This is a genomic window from Mesomycoplasma ovipneumoniae (genome assembly GCF_024758565.1).
Classification (GTDB): domain Bacteria; phylum Bacillota_I; class Bacilli_A; order Mycoplasmatales; family Metamycoplasmataceae; genus Mesomycoplasma; species Mesomycoplasma ovipneumoniae_B.
The window spans coordinates 583,278-600,644 of the sequence record NZ_CP079199.1 but is presented as its reverse complement, the minus strand read 5'-3'; the positions used below and the strand labels follow the sequence as shown (position 1 = coordinate 600,644).

General features: G+C 28.1%; 19 protein-coding genes and 1 tRNA gene. 7 read left to right on the top strand and 13 right to left on the bottom strand.

Annotation, left to right across the window (positions count from 1 at the left end; translation table 4 throughout):
• The first annotated feature begins 1 nt into the window (after nucleotide 1).
• The 3 genes from KW512_RS02245 (at nucleotide 2) to gyrA (ending at nucleotide 4,073) form a co-directional block, all read left to right on the top strand.
• Nucleotides 2–77 (top strand) — tRNA-Phe (locus KW512_RS02245).
• 327 nt (nucleotides 78–404) lie between these two features.
• On the top strand, nucleotides 405–1,121 hold the full coding sequence (locus KW512_RS02240) for a hypothetical protein (RefSeq protein ID WP_258841215.1): 717 nt from the start codon (nucleotides 405–407) through the stop codon (nucleotides 1,119–1,121).
• 396 nt (nucleotides 1,122–1,517) lie between these two features.
• Nucleotides 1,518–4,073, top strand: coding sequence for a DNA gyrase subunit A (gyrA, locus tag KW512_RS02235; RefSeq protein ID WP_258841214.1), 2,556 nt, complete (start codon nucleotides 1,518–1,520; stop codon nucleotides 4,071–4,073).
• A 790-nt stretch (nucleotides 4,074–4,863) separates the two neighbouring features.
• On the opposite strand, the gene KW512_RS02230 is transcribed toward gyrA, so the two are convergent.
• The 8 genes from KW512_RS02230 to KW512_RS02195 form a co-directional block, all read right to left on the bottom strand.
• A complete protein-coding gene (locus KW512_RS02230; protein ID WP_258841213.1) occupies nucleotides 4,864–5,940 on the bottom strand; it encodes a hypothetical protein in 1,077 nt (358 codons plus the stop codon).
• A gap of 210 nt (nucleotides 5,941–6,150) precedes the next feature.
• Entirely contained in the window at nucleotides 6,151–7,218 is a 1,068-nt protein-coding gene (locus KW512_RS02225) for a hypothetical protein (protein ID WP_258841212.1), read from the bottom strand.
• Between the two features lie 268 nt (nucleotides 7,219–7,486).
• A complete protein-coding gene (gene rpmB / locus KW512_RS02220) occupies nucleotides 7,487–7,681 on the bottom strand; it encodes a 50S ribosomal protein L28 (protein ID WP_010321263.1) in 195 nt (64 codons plus the stop codon).
• 27 nt (nucleotides 7,682–7,708) lie between these two features.
• Nucleotides 7,709–8,065 (bottom strand): 50S ribosomal protein L20, encoded by a 357-nt coding sequence (rplT, locus tag KW512_RS02215; protein ID WP_044284349.1) that lies wholly within the window; start codon nucleotides 8,063–8,065, stop codon nucleotides 7,709–7,711.
• Nucleotides 8,066–8,126: 61 nt separating this feature from the next.
• On the bottom strand, nucleotides 8,127–8,321 hold the full coding sequence (rpmI, locus tag KW512_RS02210) for a 50S ribosomal protein L35 (protein WP_010321261.1): 195 nt from the start codon (nucleotides 8,319–8,321) through the stop codon (nucleotides 8,127–8,129).
• Nucleotides 8,314–8,964 (bottom strand): translation initiation factor IF-3, encoded by a 651-nt coding sequence (infC, locus tag KW512_RS02205; protein ID WP_010321260.1) that lies wholly within the window; start codon nucleotides 8,962–8,964, stop codon nucleotides 8,314–8,316. Before infC ends, rpmI begins: the two co-directional genes overlap by 8 nt.
• Before the next feature lie 229 nt (nucleotides 8,965–9,193).
• Nucleotides 9,194–10,630, bottom strand: a complete 1,437-nt coding sequence (gene pyk, locus KW512_RS02200) for a pyruvate kinase (RefSeq protein WP_258841211.1) — start codon at nucleotides 10,628–10,630, stop codon at nucleotides 9,194–9,196.
• 89 nt (nucleotides 10,631–10,719) lie between these two features.
• Nucleotides 10,720–11,511, bottom strand: coding sequence for a leucine-rich repeat domain-containing protein (locus KW512_RS02195; RefSeq protein ID WP_258841210.1), 792 nt, complete (start codon nucleotides 11,509–11,511; stop codon nucleotides 10,720–10,722).
• A gap of 75 nt (nucleotides 11,512–11,586) precedes the next feature.
• Here KW512_RS02195 and KW512_RS02190 point away from each other — a divergent pair, with 75 nt between their 5' ends.
• Nucleotides 11,587–11,862, top strand: coding sequence for a hypothetical protein (locus KW512_RS02190; RefSeq protein WP_258841209.1), 276 nt, complete (start codon nucleotides 11,587–11,589; stop codon nucleotides 11,860–11,862).
• A gap of 47 nt (nucleotides 11,863–11,909) precedes the next feature.
• On the opposite strand, the gene KW512_RS02185 is transcribed toward KW512_RS02190, so the two are convergent.
• Nucleotides 11,910–12,980 carry a M42 family metallopeptidase gene (locus tag KW512_RS02185; RefSeq protein ID WP_258841208.1) on the bottom strand — a complete coding sequence of 357 codons (1,071 nt, stop codon included), beginning with the start codon at nucleotides 12,978–12,980 and terminating at the stop codon, nucleotides 11,910–11,912.
• A gap of 46 nt (nucleotides 12,981–13,026) precedes the next feature.
• Nucleotides 13,027–13,686, bottom strand: a complete 660-nt coding sequence (locus KW512_RS02180; protein ID WP_258841207.1) for a uracil-DNA glycosylase — start codon at nucleotides 13,684–13,686, stop codon at nucleotides 13,027–13,029.
• A 163-nt stretch (nucleotides 13,687–13,849) separates the two neighbouring features.
• On the opposite strand from KW512_RS02180, the gene rplU reads away from it, so the two are divergent.
• From rplU to KW512_RS02165, 3 genes are all read left to right on the top strand, one after another.
• A complete protein-coding gene (gene rplU, locus KW512_RS02175; RefSeq protein WP_258841206.1) occupies nucleotides 13,850–14,149 on the top strand; it encodes a 50S ribosomal protein L21 in 300 nt (99 codons plus the stop codon).
• A 7-nt stretch (nucleotides 14,150–14,156) separates the two neighbouring features.
• The gene (gene rpmA / locus KW512_RS02170) at nucleotides 14,157–14,411 is read left to right on the top strand and encodes a 50S ribosomal protein L27 (protein ID WP_010321253.1); all 255 of its coding nucleotides are present in this window, start codon (nucleotides 14,157–14,159) and stop codon (nucleotides 14,409–14,411) included.
• A gap of 71 nt (nucleotides 14,412–14,482) precedes the next feature.
• On the top strand, nucleotides 14,483–14,815 hold the full coding sequence (locus tag KW512_RS02165; protein WP_258841205.1) for a transposase: 333 nt from the start codon (nucleotides 14,483–14,485) through the stop codon (nucleotides 14,813–14,815).
• Between the two features lie 22 nt (nucleotides 14,816–14,837).
• Here the strand turns inward: KW512_RS02165 and KW512_RS02160 are convergent, their stop codons facing one another.
• The 3 genes from KW512_RS02160 to dcm_N are packed head-to-tail and all read right to left on the bottom strand — an operon-like array spanning nucleotide 14,838 to nucleotide 17,257.
• A complete protein-coding gene (locus KW512_RS02160) occupies nucleotides 14,838–16,037 on the bottom strand; it encodes an MAG4270 family putative restriction endonuclease (RefSeq protein WP_258841204.1) in 1,200 nt (399 codons plus the stop codon).
• Between the two features lie 3 nt (nucleotides 16,038–16,040).
• Nucleotides 16,041–16,820, bottom strand: a complete 780-nt coding sequence (locus KW512_RS02155; protein WP_258841823.1) for a DNA cytosine methyltransferase — start codon at nucleotides 16,818–16,820, stop codon at nucleotides 16,041–16,043.
• Between the two features lie 2 nt (nucleotides 16,821–16,822).
• The gene (gene dcm_N, locus KW512_RS02150; RefSeq protein WP_258841203.1) at nucleotides 16,823–17,257 is read right to left on the bottom strand and encodes a DNA (cytosine-5-)-methyltransferase N-terminal subunit; all 435 of its coding nucleotides are present in this window, start codon (nucleotides 17,255–17,257) and stop codon (nucleotides 16,823–16,825) included.
• Between the last annotated feature and the right edge of the window lie 110 nt (nucleotides 17,258–17,367).

The following is a 17,367-nucleotide window of genomic DNA, read 5'->3' as shown; positions in this document are numbered from 1 at the left end:
TGGCTCCGTAGCTCAGTTGGTAGAGCAACGGTTTGAAGCACCGTGTGTCACTGGTTCGATTCCTGTCGGAGCCACCATACCTAATTGCAACCTCCAATAAAATATAAATATTTTGTATAAAAATGCCGTAATCTACGGCTTTTTTTATATTTTTAATTTTTTTTAATTAAAAAAAATATTTATCTTGTAAAATTTAGTATTTATTTTTATGTAGAGAGAAGGTATTAACAATTTTTTACCAACATCCGGATTTTTATCTTTCCCTTACCGTAAATTTACTAATTTTTCTTTTAATTATTCTAGCAGTTCCGGTTTTAATAGTATTTTTAATTGCAATTGTTAAACCGCGAATTAAACGAACGTCAAATATTTATCTCTATTCACTTAGCACCGGTCTCTTGTTAATGGTTGCAACAGTTGGACTTATGCAAGAAGGGTTTAATGGTGCTGAAAATTTCGCTCATAGCTATGGTGATCTAGAAAATTTATTTAAAATTCTAATAATTGGCGGTGGTTCAATTTTAGGTCTAACAAGCGTTTTTATTGCCCGTTGATTTTTTATTCGCATTTTCAAAAAAGATTTGCACTTGGATCACAAACAGCACGATCATAACGATCATATTGTAAATTTTTCTGACATTGACAGCCCAAAATCTGCTTGACTTGCAATTTTACTTCTACTTTCACACCGAACAATTGATGGATTTATACTAGGATCTGTCATTGCCAGGGTCACTGCAGGAGATGAAGTTAATTGATATTTAATTGGAACTTTTGTCGCTCACATGTTAATTGAAATTTTGATTATTCACTATCGGCAAGTTCAATATGGTCAAAGTATTAAAAAGTCCGTAATTTACAACTTAATTACAACGCTAATTTTAATTCCAATTATTATAATAGGTGCTTTTTTGAATAAATTTTTTATTCAAACTGGTTGACTAATTCCATTTTTCAATGTTTCTGGTGGAGCAATTTTGAGTTTTGTGGTAATAATCGAATTAGTTCCCGAATTTATTCACCTCAGAAATAATTCCTCAAAACAATGGCATATTTCACTTATTCTTTTTGCAGCCGGAATTGTTTTTGCTTTAATTCTTTTAACTCTTCACCAACACTAGTTTGTAAAAAGCATAACTTAATTTAGCAAGTTTTTTGCAAATTTTTAGAAAATTTCGAGCCTTACAAAGCTCGTTTTTTTATTTTTTAAGGAATTTTCATGAATTATTAGGACCAAAATTTTAACTATTAAAGGATTAGTTTTTTTATAAAATGCTGTATTTTACAACACTTTTTTAGTTGAGCCTGTTTTTTATTTAAGGTTTAAATCTCAACTTTTTGGCACAGATTATTTTTGAGACCAAAACTAAATTTATTATTATCAAAATTAAAATATTTTTTTAATTATGTTGGCATCCATAATTAAAAAATTTTCAAAGTTTTTCAACCAAAAATGCAAAAAAAGCAGGAAATTATGGTATAATTTTAAAATTAGTATTGCTTTTAAAAGGAAATATATGATTGAGGACAATAAAAACCATAAAGATAACGAAGAAATCAAAGAAATTGATTCTAGCTTAAATAGTGAAGATGACAAATCGGATGACTCAGACAAAATTTATGAAGTTAAACCAACAATTTTAGAAACAGTAACTGACAATATTGTTCCAATTAAAATCGAAGATGAGATGAAAGTTTCATTTCTTGATTATTCAATGTCAGTTATTGTCTCAAGAGCTCTACCAGATGTTCGCGATGGACTAAAGCCTGTTCATAGACGAATTTTATACACAATGAGCGAACTTGGAATAACTTCAGGAACTAGTTATAAAAAATCAGCTAGAATTGTCGGTGATGTTCTTGGAAAATATCACCCACATGGTGATGCTTCTGTTTATGATTCAATGGTTCGAATGGCTCAATCTTTTTCACTACGCTACCCACTTATTGATGGACACGGTAATTTTGGTTCAATTGATGGCGATGAAGCTGCGGCAATGCGTTACACTGAGGCGCGACTGTCAAAAATTTCTAATAAAATGATTGAAGGTATTAAAAAAAATACTGTAAATTTTAGGCCTAATTATGATGCAAGTGAAATGGAACCCGAAATTTTACCAGCACGATTTCCAAATTTATTAGTTTCAGGGGTTTCTGGAATTGCTGTTGGGATGACCACCAAAATTCCTCCCCACAACTTAGGTGAAATTATTGAAACTTTTATTACTTTTGCAAGAAATCCAAATATTGACATTAATGAATTAATTGAGACCCTTCCTGGTCCAGATTTTCCAACAGGTGCAATAATTTCGGGAAAAAAAGGGATAAATCAAGCATATTTAACCGGAAAAGGTACTTTTTGAATTAGATCAAAAGCAAAAATTGAACATTTAAATTCAGGTAGATCACGAATTATTTTTTACGAAATTCCTTATGAAGTTAAAAAACCTTCTATTATCGAAAAGGTTGCTTTTTTAGTAAAAAATAAAAAAATTCTTGGAATTAAAGATATTCGCGATGAAAGTACTCGTCACGGAATTCGTGTTGTTTTTGATATTAAAAAAGGATTTAATCCTGAAGTTATTTTAAATAAACTTTATCACAGCACCGATTTACAAATTAGTTATTCAATAAATATGCTTGCGCTTGTAAAAGGTGTGCCAAAATTAATGAATTTAAAGGAAATTTTAACTCATTATCTTGAACACCAAAAAGAAATTAATCTTCGTGCACTGAACTTTGATTTGGAAAAAGCTAGTGAAAGACTTAATATTTTAAGCGGTTTAAAAATTGCTATTGAAAATATTGACAATGTAATTACTATAATAAAATCTTCAAGTTCAGACCAAATTGCTCAAGAAAGATTAGCCCAAACATATAATTTAAATCCTGTCCAAACAAAAGCAATAATTGACATGCGTCTTGGTCGGCTAACTAGTTTGGCGATTGAAAAATTAATTAGTGACATTGAAAGTCTAAAAATCGAAATTGATGAAATTAAGTCAATAATTGAATCACCTGAAAAACTAATTGAATTGATTATTACACAACACAAAGCAACGGCTGAACAGTTCAGTGATCCGCGAAGATCTGAAATTATTGCCGAAATTATACGACTTAATGAAGAAGATTTTATCCCTAATGAAAAAGTAATTATTTCTCTGACACAAAATAACTATGTAAAAAGGTTAAATTTAGAAGAATATCGCCTACAAAATCGTGGTGGTTTTGGCGCTTCAGTTTCAAATTTATACAAAGATGACGAGCTAAAATCTGTTTGCATCACAAACACCCACAGCGATCTTTTAATTATTTCTTCACGGGCTAAAATTTTCAAACTTCGGGCTCACCAAATTCCTGATAGTTCAAAACAAGGAAAAGGTCTCCCTTTTTTAAATCTTGTACAAGTACAAAAAGATGAAAATATTAGCGCTTTAATTCCTTGAAACCAACAATACAAAGATCATTGACTTATCACTGTTTCTGCTTTTGGTTATATTAAAAAAACGGAGCTTTCAGAGTTTAGTTATATTCCAAAAAATGGAAAAATCGCTTTAAAACTTGTTGAGGGAGATTATTTAAAATCAGCCTTTATTGTGCCAGCAAGTTCTGAAATCAATATTATTTTAGCCTCATCCCAAGGACTTGTAAATCGTTGACCAATTAAATTATTACGAAATACGGGTCGGGCTTCAATCGGTGTTAAAGGAATCGCTCTTGAAGAAGGACACAAAATAGTTGGTGCTTGTTACACTTTTGGCAATGATTTTGTCTTTAATTTAAGCAAACATGGTTATGGGAAAAAAACTCCTGTTGAAGAATATCGACTAACCGGAAGAGCAACTAAAGGATTAAAAGGTCTAAACGACGAAAAGGCTGGCGATCTTATTTTTGTCGGCACAATTGGGCAAGATCAGGAAGCAATAATTATCACTAAAAGAGGTTTTGCAATTAGAATTGATCTTGATAGCGTTCCAATAATTAGTCGTAGGACAAAGGGGGTAAAATTAATTAAACTCAAAGGTGAAGACGAAATAAGTTTTGTTACTTTAATTAAAAAAGAGACAAATTAATCTATCAATTTTAGACAAATCACTAACAAATTCACAGTTAAAGAGAAATTTAAGTTCATTAAAATTACAGAATCTAAAGACTTTAAAATCCTAATTTTGCATTTTACAGTGTAATTTAGACGCTGATTTAAAGTCTTAAATTCATCGCTTTTCTTAATTTCTGACATCAAACTGGCAAACCCAGGAAAAATAACTATTAAAGAAAAACACTGAATTTTAAATCTAACCATAATAAAAGAAAAAATACAACTACTATTTAAACTCAATGCAAATAGAAAACTCGTTTTTATTTGCAGCGAGCCTAAAAAAACATATGAAGTTTTGAAAGAACAATAACCAAAAGCCCTAAATTTATAGATTTCTAAACGGTTAAATTTAAGGCATTCCATCATATTTAAAAATATAATGGATAATTCGCATTTTCTGATTTTTTACAGCAAAAACATAATTAATTCTCCCTTAATTCAATATCAAAATTTATTAATTCATTCTTAGTGAGGTTTATTATAACACAATTTTATTTTAGACCAAGCATTTTTTTTTTTTTTTTGCAAAACAGTAATTTTAAAATTATAAAAATTAAGATTTTAACCTAAAAAATACCCGTAAATCCGGGTATTTTTTCATATTTAGATTCACTAAAAGTGAATTTTTACATCAAACTGTCAAACTCAGGAATAAAATGTTGAAAAATTAACTAAAACAATACAATCAAAATCATGAATAAAAAGCAATAATCTGAATTTTTTGAACTAATTTAGAACATTTAGATAATGTCCTTAAAAAACAGTTATATTAAATCTTGTTTTTCAGACTTAATTAGATTAGCATCAAAAAATCGCTTTTTGATGCGTCGATATGTTCACTCAATAAATATACGTTTTAGGATATCAACAAATTCAAAAATGACAAAAATAACAACTGCCATTGATGAAATTTTTCAGAAAAATGTCGGGTTATCAAGAAGAAAATGATTAAGTAATGCAAAAATTGTTGACAAAAGAAAAATTCAAATTGTTAAAATATAAAAAAATAAAATTTTAAATAAGTAGTAGTAAAACTTTTTTCTATTAAAATTTTTTTCGTTTTTATTAAAAATTGAAGCAAAAACAAACGTATAGAATCAATAATAGTTTTGTACCTCAGTTACAACCCAGTCAAATTCACTAATTTCCTTGCGGTTCCTTAACTTAATATAATAATATTTAACAAAACGTCTAGTAAATCAAACATACTTATGGGACGGAATTTTTTCTCTTAAATTGCTAATTCTTGTTTCCCAAGGTTGATATTTTCAACAAATTTTTCTTGATTTCTTCCTCTTTTTTTTACAATTTTCAGTGTCAACAAGAACGGAATTTACAAAAGATTCTAAATTAAAATTTTGTAAAAATTCAAAGGTTGTGGTTTTATTTTTCAAATCATATTTTCGGTATAAAAATTTCTTAAAAAAGTAAATAACAAATTTTGCTCAAAAAGTATTTAAAAAAAACCCAAAAAACGCAATGAAAGAATATATCACCACATTCATAATATTCGGAAATCAAATATCATAGTCATAAAAAAAATTATCTTTATTTTCAAGGCTAAAAACAAAATTTTTGCCTAAAGAAAAAAAATGAACTCTATAAACAAAAATTAACACAAATAATAAAATGGTTAAAATAATTGAAAATAAATTAAGAATTAAATAGAAAAGCCAGGAAATTAGTTTGGTTTTATAGTAAAAAATCGGCTCAAAACTGTTGTATTCTACAAGTAAATCGAATAATTTATAATAGCTGTTAGTTCCAAAAAATGGGATAAAAAAAATCCAATTATTGAATTTTAAATTAAAAAATTTTTCTAAACTTTCTTTATTATACATTCTCAATTAAATGGGTTAGCCTCTATTTTTATACAAATTTCAAGTTACAATTTGAATTATATCAATTATACTAAGTGTCCTTTAAATTTATTTGAAATATATAAAATTATTAAATTGGGAGTGTTCATAATTTTTTGTTTTAGATTTATTATGTATTTTTCAAATAGAAATCTAATTTAGGGCATTTAGATAATGTCCTTAAAAAAACAGTTATATTGAATCTTGTTTTTTAGACTTAATTAGATTAGCATCAAAAAATCGCTTTTTGATGCGGCGATATGTTCACTCAATAAATATAGATTCTAGCATAACAACAGATATAAAAATGACAATAATAACAGATCCTAATGCTGAAATTTTTAACCAAAATGTTTGTTCATCAAGAAGAAAATGATTAAAGAATACAAAAATTGTTGAAAAAAGAAGAATTCAAATTGATAAAATATAAAAAAATAAAATTTTAAATAAATAGTAGAAAAACTTTTTTCTGTTAAAATTTTTTTCATTTTTATTAAAAATTGAAGCAAAAATAAATGTATAAAATCAATAATAGTTCTGCATCTCAGCTACAACCCAGTTAAATTCACTAATTTCCTTGCGGTTCCTTAACTTAATATAATGATATTTAAAAGAACGTCTAGTACGCTTAGGGGAGTTAATTACTTCTGTGAAAAGGCTAATTATTGGGTAGTTATGTTGATATTTTCAACAAATTTTTCTTGATTTATTCCTCTTTTTTTTACAATTTTCAGTGTCAACAAGAACCGAATTTACAAAGGGCTCTAAATTAAAATTTTGTAAAAATTCAAAGGTTGTGGTTTTATTTTTCAGATCGTATTTTCAGTATAAAAATTTCTTAAAAAAGTAAATAACAAATTTTGCTCAAAAAGCATTTAGAAAAAATCCAAAAAATGCAATGAAAGAGTATATCACCACGTTCATAATATTCGGAAATCAAATATTATAGTCATAAAAATAATTATTTTTATTTTCAAGGTTAAAAATAAAATTTTCACCAAAAGTAAAAAAATGAACTCTGTAAACAAAAATTAACAAAAATAATGAAATGGTCAAAATGATTGAAAATAAATGAAGAATTAAATAGAAAAGTCGCGAAATTATTCTGGTTTTAAAGTATAAAATCCCATCCAAACTGTTGTATTCTACAAGTAAATCGAACAATTTATAATAGCTGTTAGTGCCAAAAAATGGGATAAACAAAATTCAATTGCTGAATTTTAAATTAAAAAATTTTTCTAAACTTTCTTTCTTAAACATTATCTAATTAAATCGGTTAGCCTCTATTTTTTATACAAATTTCAAGTTGCAATTTGAATTATATCAATTATACTAACTGTTCTTTAAATTTGTTTGAACTATATAAAATTATTAAATTAATTTTAACATAATTTACTAATTTTAAAAAGAATAAATTTCAATTTAAAATAAATTAATAAAAAAATAGACACACCTTTTTGATGCGTCTAAATTAATGTATTTTTCTTTGTTTTTAAAATGATTTTTTAATCTATTAAAATTTCAAATTTTAAATTTTACCTCATTTTTGTAAGGTTTTTTTGGTTTTAGCTGAAACTTTAATACGAACTTTTTGCCCTGAGGCAGTTTTTAGTACTATTTGTTGTAAATTTAAATTAAATTTACGTTTTGTTGCATTTAGGGCATGAGAACGGTTATTTCCGCTCATTGGTCCACGTTGTGAAATTGGGTCTTTTCTTGCCATTTTTTTCCTCCTGTGATAACAAAGGGACTATTTTTGACCTTTTTCTAAAGCAATTTTAATGATATTATCAAATTCAGTTTTGCGACTAATTGCCATTTCAGCAAGCATTTTACGATTAATTTCAATGTTTGCAAGTTTGATTTTATGCATTAATTGCGAATATGAAATTCCTTGGTCACGAGCTGCAGCATTTATTCTACTAATTCATAATTTTCGAAATTCACGTTTACGCTGTTTTCGATCACGAAAAGCATAGGTTCAAGATTTAATTACTGCCTGTTTTGCAACTTTAAATCCGATTGATTTATGTCCTCAATAACCTTTTGCTAATTTTAATCAACGACGGCGACGCTGGCGCGTTACACTTCCACCTTTGACTCTCATAATAAAATTTCTCCTTTTATATAATGTAGTTTCAAAAAATTTAGCGAATTCTTTGAATTAATTAAATTAGTTTTTTTATTCTTTTATAATCTGAAGGATCGATTAAAGTAGCTTTTCTTGATTGGCGCTTTTGTTTTGTAGTTTTATTTTGCGCTAAATGTGAGCGATATGCATGTCCGTGTTTAATTTTTCCGGTTGCAGTAACCTTAATTCTTTTTTTCAATGCTGACTTTGTTTTTAGTTTGATTTTAGGCATTTTTTTCCTTATTTTGAATTTCTTCGTATTCTAATAGTTCTTTTAGCTGTTTTGAAGAAGTGAATTTAGGTAGTTTTTTGCGATCACGTTCAAGATGCATAACTAAAAAATTACCGTTTTGCGAAATTTCCTTGCTTTTTTTTGCAATGTATTTCAATTGGTCAAAAAATATCTCAAGTGTTATTTTACCTTGATCAATTCGGGTAATTTCACGACCACGAAAACGAAGAGCAATTTTCACACGGTCGCCATCAAGAATAAACTCTCTAGCTTTTTTTGATTTTACAAGAATATCTTGCTTGTTAATATTAAAACTAACCCGTATTTCGCGGTTATTAGTAAAGGATTGCTTTTCCTTTTCTTCCTTTTTTTTCTTTTTTATGTCGTAACGAAACTTACCATAATCAAGAATTTTCGCTATTGGAACTTTTTGAACTTTTTCATCTTTAGTTTTTACTTCTTTAATTGAAATTAAAACTAAGTCAAGTCCTTTGGATTTTGCAAGTTCAAGCGCTTCTTTAGTCGGAGTTTTTCCAATTTTTTCGTTGTCAGATCCTACTAAAAAAACGTTAGGAAACATAATATTTTCGTTAATTTGGTGATCTTGTTGTGGTTTTCTTTGAAAAAGATTTTTAGGATTCAAAATTTAAATTTATCTCCATTTTCAATGGTTTTTACTGTGTTTATACAAAAATCTTAAAAAGTATTAAATTATAATTTAAACAAAAAAATAATAATCTTTGTTTGCTAGGTAAACCCAAGATCTTGCGATCTTCAGGTGAGAGCAAATCTACTTTCTGCAAATAAAAATTTGCATTATAATTATACTTAATTTTTAAATTTTCAAAAGCAAATTTTTAAAAATTTAAAAATTAATAAACAAATTGCACCATTTTTTCGTTTTCTACAACTAAAAAGGTGTCTCCCTTTTCAGCTCCAAACGGTTTTAAAACATTGCGTGCTAAATTAAAGTCACCTTTTATCGCGTTAAATTCGGAAATAGAATTAATTGAAACAAAAACTGAAGATGTTATTCCAAATCCTGAAATTAATTTTTCATTATTTACAACACCAATAACGGCGGTATTTGGACGAAACTTAGCTATTGCTTTTAAAAGTTCACCGGTTCTTGATAGAACAACAGTATATTTTATTTCATTTTCGTAAGCAAGGTGAGCTAATTTGTGAGCAATTTTTGCTCGAGGACCTTTTGAATTTTTGGTAATTACTGCCAACTGTTTTGTATAAAAAAGCTTATTATAGAACTCTTTTTCTGCTCTTTTATTAATTACGGACATAACCTGAACGGACTCAATTGGAAATTGTCCTTGAGCTGATTCACCAGACAACATTGTTGCATCAGCACCTAATTCAGTTGCTCAATAAACATCAGAAACCTCAGCACGGGTTGGTTGAGAAGATTTTTCCATTGAATCAAGCATTTGTGTCGCAACAACAACAGTTTTGCCAGCAAAACGACATTTTCTAATTATTCTTTTTTGTTGATATGGAACTTCTTCATAAGGAACTTCCAATCCTAAATCACCACGGGCTACCATAATTCCATCGGATAACTCGATAATTTCATCGATATTTTCAAGACCTAAAGTAGATTCGATTTTTGAAATTATTTGAATGTGAGAACCACCGTTTTCATCTAAAAGTTTACGTAATTCTTTGACATTTTCTGCTGAATTTACAAAGGATGCAGCAACATAATTAATATTTTCTGAAATGCCAAAAAGCACGTCGTTAATATCTTTTTGCGATAAAAAAGGTAATGAAAAAGGAACACCAGGCATATTTAGGCGCTTATTTGGTTTTAAAATGTGAGAATTTTTTGTCTTTACTACAACTTTTCCATCTTCAATTTCAACAACTTCTGATTGTAATTTGCCATCATCAAAAAGAACTCTGTCGCCAACTTTTAAGTCTTTATCAATTTCGTGTGAAACAGTTATTATTTGGTCAGTTCCTTCAAAATTTTCATAAGAATCTTTATCAGTTAGGACAGTTAAGTGTTGATTTGCAAGAATTTTTTGCGAACCATTAAGAATTTTACCTACACGGATTTCAGGCCCTTTTGTGTCAAGCATAATTGAAATCGGAATTTGAAGTTCTTCAGAAGCTTTACGAGCATTTTCGAATTTTTGACGCTGCTCTTCATATGTTCCGTGAGAAAAATTAGCCCGAATTACACTAACTCCAGCCAAAACTAATTTTTTTAAAACCTCATAGTCTTGGGTCGATGGGCCGATTGTTGCAATTATTTTCGTTCTTTTTGAAATATAATTTTTCATTGCATTCATGATTTTTGTTTGTGTCCTTGTTTTTAGTTTTCAAATTGTTGAAAATATATAAAAAATTATTTATAATTATAATATCAAACTAAAAAATATTAGCAAATTTTTAATATTTTTTTCAAAAAATCAGACCCTGAACCTTCAAAATGAAGATTTTTATCTATTTTTGACTTGTTAATAAAAATTTCAAGTTCTTTTTCAGTTTGAAAATGAGGGGAAATTAAGTTTACAGTCTCTAAATTCTCTCAATTAAATGATAAGAAAATTTGGCTAACTTCAAAATTGTCAACAATAATTTTGAAGTTATTTTCAAATTTGTCAAAATTTTTGAAAAAATCCAGTTTAACTTTATAGAAATTCAACAACTTACTTTCATTTTTAAAAGAAAACTCACCAAAAATATCGATTTTTTTTGGTGAGTTTCCAACAAAAGAGTAAATATCAACATTAATTTTGTTCGAATTAAATTTAATGGTTTGGATACTATTGTCAGCAAATGAATCAGATTTAATTTGGCTAACTCATTCAGGAATTACGAGGTTTTCAATTTGATTACCTGCAAAAACTGAGCTATTTAATATAGTTACTTTTTCAGGAATTTTAATATTCCTTATTATATTAGATTCAAAAGCTGAGTCTAAAATAATTTCAACATTTGGGCCAAAAACTACTTCCTCAATTTTATTTAACATGAAAGCAGACTCGCCAATTTTTAAAAGTGAATTTGGCAAAATTAGTTTTTTTATTTCTAAATTCATTCCTGAAAAAGCAAAATCATCAATTTCTTGAAAATTAAAGGATGATAAATCCAAAATTTTTCCTTGCAAAAATTTTGGATTTTTAATTATTTTTAATGCTTCATCGCGGGATAATATGAAAACTTGCACTTTTTACCTAAATTTTTCCTTTTTTAGATGTTTTTTGGGCGTTTGACTAACTTTGGGTGAAAGGAGATACAAATAATGAAAAAACAACCAAACCAAAATTTCGTTAAATTAAGCGAAAAAGATAAATATGAAACTGGCGGAGCTGGTGCTTTTGCTGTTATTTCAAACATAGCAACTGCAGTCGGAAAAATAGCACCTGCTTTATTGGGCGCTGCGGCTGTTTATCGAACTTTTACAACAGGATCCGGTGAAATTAAAAGTGACGGTCATACTGTAAAATGAGATGATTCAAAACTTGCTAAAGCAGAAGCAGAAAAAGCACTAAAACAACCAATTTATTTTATTTATTAGCTTAATTACTATTAAATTTCAAATATAACAAAAAGAATTTTAAACTATTATTTATAAATTAATTGTTCATTTTCTTCTTGGCCAAATTCTAAAATAAAAGCCTCAATTAAATCAGTTGCAGCTTTAATGTCAGAAATACTAATTAGGCCATATGTTGAATGTAAATAGCGCTGCGGAATTGAGATGCTAACTGTAGGAGTTCCGTATCCAGAATATTGAAGCTCTTCTGCATCAGTCCCACCACCTTGAGAAACATATCGGTAAATCGGTATGTTTCTTTCTTTGGCAATTCGAAAAATAATGTCTACAAGTCTTGGATCCATCAATGCACCACCATCTGCAATGTCAATAGCAACACCGGCTCCTAATTTTTGCACGCCAGGGATTGCATCCTCGGTATCGTGCGCAGCACCTGTGTCAATTGCAAAAGCAACATCAGCATTAATCATTTTTGCAACCATTTTTGCACCACGTGACCCGACTTCTTCTTGGACAGTTCCTACTAAAATTGGATTAGATTTTAAATTTTTATTATGCAAACGGTGAGCAAGTTCGTCAATTACAACAACACCAGCACGGTTATCTATCGCTTTTGATGCAAAATAATCTTGATTATGCATCAAAAAACTAGGATTGCTAAAGTAAATTCTGTTTCCTATTTCAACTGAAAGATCTTGGGCTTCTTTTTTTGATCTAAATCCAAAATCAAAGTAAAGATCTTTTACCATCAAAGCTTTTTCAATTTTCTGACGTTCCATAATGTGAATTGAAGTATGACCAGCAACACCGTAAAATTCTTGTCCTAAAGAATTTATTAACTTAAATTTAGCACCAATTACAGCGTTTCCTCAAATACCACCAACAGATTTTACTTTTATATAACCTTTTTCGGTAATATCTAAAACAATGAAACCAACCTCATCCATATGTGCTGCAACAACTATTTTAGGTCCAGAATTTTGCTTTTTTTGTTGCATAATCAATGACCCAAAACCGTCACGAGAATAACTTAAATCAAGATTAGCAGTTGATCTTTTTAATTCAGCAACAATTTCGTCCTCATAACGGGACATCCCATCAATATCGCAATATTTTTTTAATTTTTCTAATATCTGCATAACAAATTCCTTTAAACGTTTTTGATATGAAATTATACACTTTTTTCTATAAATTCCAATTAATTTGCTCTTTATTTTTTAGTTTTAAAAAATCATTCATTTTCCCAAAAACTCTTGAATTCTCAAGTGATCTTCAAAAACCTAAGGGCGAAGGATGTGAATAAAAAAACACTTTTTGAGCAGAAAAGTCAACATTTTTAAGGCAAGTTTTAGCTTTTTGGCCTAAAATTAAAAAGACAACGTCTTTTTTGTTGGCCACTATAAAATTTATTAAATTAAGACTAAAAGTTTCTCATCCTATTTTTGCATGTGAATTAGGACTTGATTCTCTAACAGAAAGAACTATATTTAGCAAAAGAACGCCTTGTTTTGCTCAATTTTGGAGATTTCCATCTGTTTTTGAAAAGTTTGGATATGATTTTTTTATTTCAGAAAAAAGATTTTTAAGCGATGGTGGTAAAATTTTCGCCCGACTGGAAAAAGCAAGTCCATCTGCTTGTCCTTTTTGATGATAAGGGTCTTGGCCGACAATAACTATTTTTAAATTTTCAAGACTTGTTAGCTCGATGGCGCGAAATAAATCTTGTTTTTGCGGGTATATTTGGTAATTTTTGTATTCAACTTCTAGTGTTTTTTCAAGCTGTTGGAAATAAGTTTTTTTTGTTTCTTGTTCTAAAAAGGTGGCAAAAGTTAGGTTAGATTTCATAGGTCAAATTATAGCAAACTAAAAAAATAATTTTTTTGATTTTTTAATAAAAGTGGTATAATTTTTTTGTTTATTTTGTTAAACCATCCCATACCAAAAAGGTTAAAATCTAAATAATTTCAGTATTTAGTGCCTTTAGGATGATTATTCATAGGAGCATCTTATGTTTGCAATTATTAAAACCGGTGGTAAACAGCTTTTAGTTGAAAAGGATCAAACAATTTTTATTGAAAAAATTGATAAAAATGAAGGTGAAAGTGTAATTTTCACAGATGTTCTTTTTATTAATGGAAAAATTGGGACTCCTTTTGTTGAAAATGCAACTGTTGTTGGCATTGTCGAAAAACAAGGCCGTGGTAAAAAAATTGTCGTTTACCGTCACAATCCAAAATCAACTCACAAACGTAAATTAGGGCACAGACAACCCTTTACTCGCGTAAAAATAACAGAATTGAAGGGATAATTTAGAAATGGCAAAGACCAAAGCTGGTGGTTCTACCAAGAATGGCCGTGATTCGATAGGTCGTAGACTCGGCCAAAAAATCGCTGATGGACAATTTGCGCTAACTGGTTCAATAATTTACCGTCAAAGGGGAACTAAAATTTACCCTGGATTAAATGTTGGAATTGGTGGCGATGATACTTTATTTGCACTTGCTGATGGAATTGTAAAATTCCATAAAACTAGAAAGCGCAAATATGCAACAGTTATTGTTAGCGATTAAAATTTAAAAAAGCTGACACTTTGGGTGTTAGCTTTTTTAAATTTTCAAATGCAACAAAAAGGAGAATACTAATGTCAAGACACTTTATAAAATATGAGTTTGATATGATTTATAAAATTTACAATGAATTTGGATCAAAACAAACAATAAATTATATAAATGATATTTCGCCAGATACAAATTTTATAACCGGAAAACATCTAGATCTAAGGATCAAAAAAAATATTCGATGCTATAATAATGGTATGCAAGATCAATTATTAAATAAAAAGGGTCCGAAGAGAAAGCCGGGTAGTCGCAAACCTAAAAAACAAATTGAACCTGATTGAAACGAATTTACAATAGAAGAATTAATAGAAATAGCTAAGAGATATTACGAAATAACTAAAAATGAATCAGAATAAGGAAACTTAGTGAACCAAAAAACTAAATATTCCCAGAATTTCTTAAATCGAGATTATTTAAAATATCAGGAGTAATTTTTTCTTTTGGAAGATCGGTAATTTGATTAGATATATGCTTGCATGGTTGTGGTGAGTTGCAACATTTAATCACCAATTTTCCATTTTTGGAATCTCATGTAAATTTATTTCTATCAAACTGACTATGTGAATTTTTATCTAAAGCTATTAAATTATGAGCTTCTGTGATTTTTTTAAGAAAGTTTTTTACTTGACAACTGTCAAGCTCTTGGCTTTCCATATTTACTAGTTTTACTATTTTATCTTTAATTCTTTCAACTGGGAAAATATGTGCCTTGTCTAAAGGAATTTGTTTATCCAAATCAAGAATATTAATAGAATCTATCTTAATATTTTTCATTTTTGTTCTTTCTTTTTTTACTAAATAATTAATTTCATGTAATGATAAACGCTTTTTAATATCTGCTAAAACTTTCTTGCCACTTTCTATATTTAATTTATTGCTAGTGAGTTTTACAAATAATTGATAAACATTGTAAAGTTTTGAATTATTAGGAGCTTCTTTAAATCTATCAAAATAATTTTTATCATCTAATAAATCATTATCCTTATAAATATTCTTATAAATACCATCATATTCATTTTTATTATTTTTTTTATTATTATTTTTAAAATCAGAATAATGTGTGAAAAAGAGTGCAAAATAACTGGTATTTTTTCCAAATTTTCCCTCATCATCTAAAATAATAGGAGCATTTTCAGGTTTAAATAATTCTCCAGTTGGATTGGTACCATAGATAAATGTAGATAAACTTTTAATTGTGGTTAAAAAATTTGGTGTTCTTAATAGTTTATTTAACTGTGCAATTTCATCATTATTTAAGATTTGTAAATCATCTTGATTATAAATTTTAGATTCTCTGTCTTTTTGAACAACTTTTTGCTCAAGACTATTAAAAAACTCTTCTCTTTTTTTATAATAACAACATCTTGTTTTATTAATATGGTTTTGTTCATGGTATTTTCTATGACTTTGAGTTACTAATTTAGACATGACACAACTCTTAATTTCAATATAAAAATGATGAATTACTAAACTTTCAGTATCATAAACAAAAAATATTTCCCCTTTAAATTGTGGTTTATTTTTGTTTTGTGATTTGCTTTTAATTTTTAATTTACTCCATCTCAAAGTTGCACTCATCTATTACTCCTTTTCTAAAAGCAAAACAATTTTTTCAAATAGTGCTTTTAGAACTTCGATAGATATTGAATTACCAGCTAAAAATATTATAGATTTTGGTTGAACTAAATTTGTTTTATAAATTTTATGAGCATCACGTGCTGTAAAACCCATATATTTAAAGGCTTCATAAAAATTTATTTCTCTTATGTAGTTTTCTTGAATCAAAAATTTAAGTCTAGAGTTAGCCCCTGATGCTGTAAGTGTTGGGCCGAAAAAGTCAGGATAATAAATATAGTTTTCAGAATTAAATTTAGTAAAATTAATAATTTCCCTTTTCTTAATACTTGAGTTTGTTATTCTAGGGCTTGTTAGTTGATATTTAAAAATTTTACTAGCTAGATTTTCTTCATTTGGTAGATAAGTAAAATCTAAAATCTTCTTTAAATTATTGTTATGTTTTATTGTGCTTGGTCATTCAAATTTTTTATTAGTCAACCAAGAAACCATGAAAACTCTTTGTCTATTTTGAGATGATCCAAAATCAGTAGAGTTTAAAATTTTTCATTTACTTTTGTAGCCTAAAGTTTTTAAAAAATTAATTCAATTATTAAATTCACCACGAAATTTTTGACTAGCTAAATTTTTTACATTTTCCATCAACAAAACTTTAGGTAAATTATCTAAATTATTTTCTAAAATTCTTTTAATTTGCCAAAGTAGCCCGCTTCTTGTTGAAGGATTAAGACCTTTTTGTAATCCTTGTGTCGATAAGTCTTGGCAAGGGAAAGAATAAGTAAAAATATCTATATTTTTAGGTATTTGATTAACTTGATGAATATCTGAATATCAAGGATAATAATTATTTTTAATGTTTGTAGAGAAGAGAGAGAGAGAGAGAGAGAGAGAGACGGATTATTGAGCATTTTTAAAAAATAAGGATAAATTTTACGCAATTTATCTTCCTTCATTTTTTGAAAATAATTTTTAGACACTAAATTTTTGCTATCGATTGAAAGGCTTAATGAAGAAAGTTGATCAATAATTACTTCTATTGGCGTTTTTGTATCTGGTGGTAAGACTTCATAATTAATAATTTGATAAGAAATAATAGCGTGAATATATCACTCAATAATTCCTAATGATTCAACTTCAAAATTTAGAGTTTTTGCTACCAATTTGAGCGCACGCAATTGTGATCCTAGACCAGCAAAAGCTTCAAAAATAGTTATTTTTTTCATAAATAACCTTTCTTCAAAAATTACTTTATATTATAACGCGTAATAAAAACTTAAAGTAAATTCAAAGACTATAGAAATCGTAAATTTTACAAAAAGCGTATAAATTTATA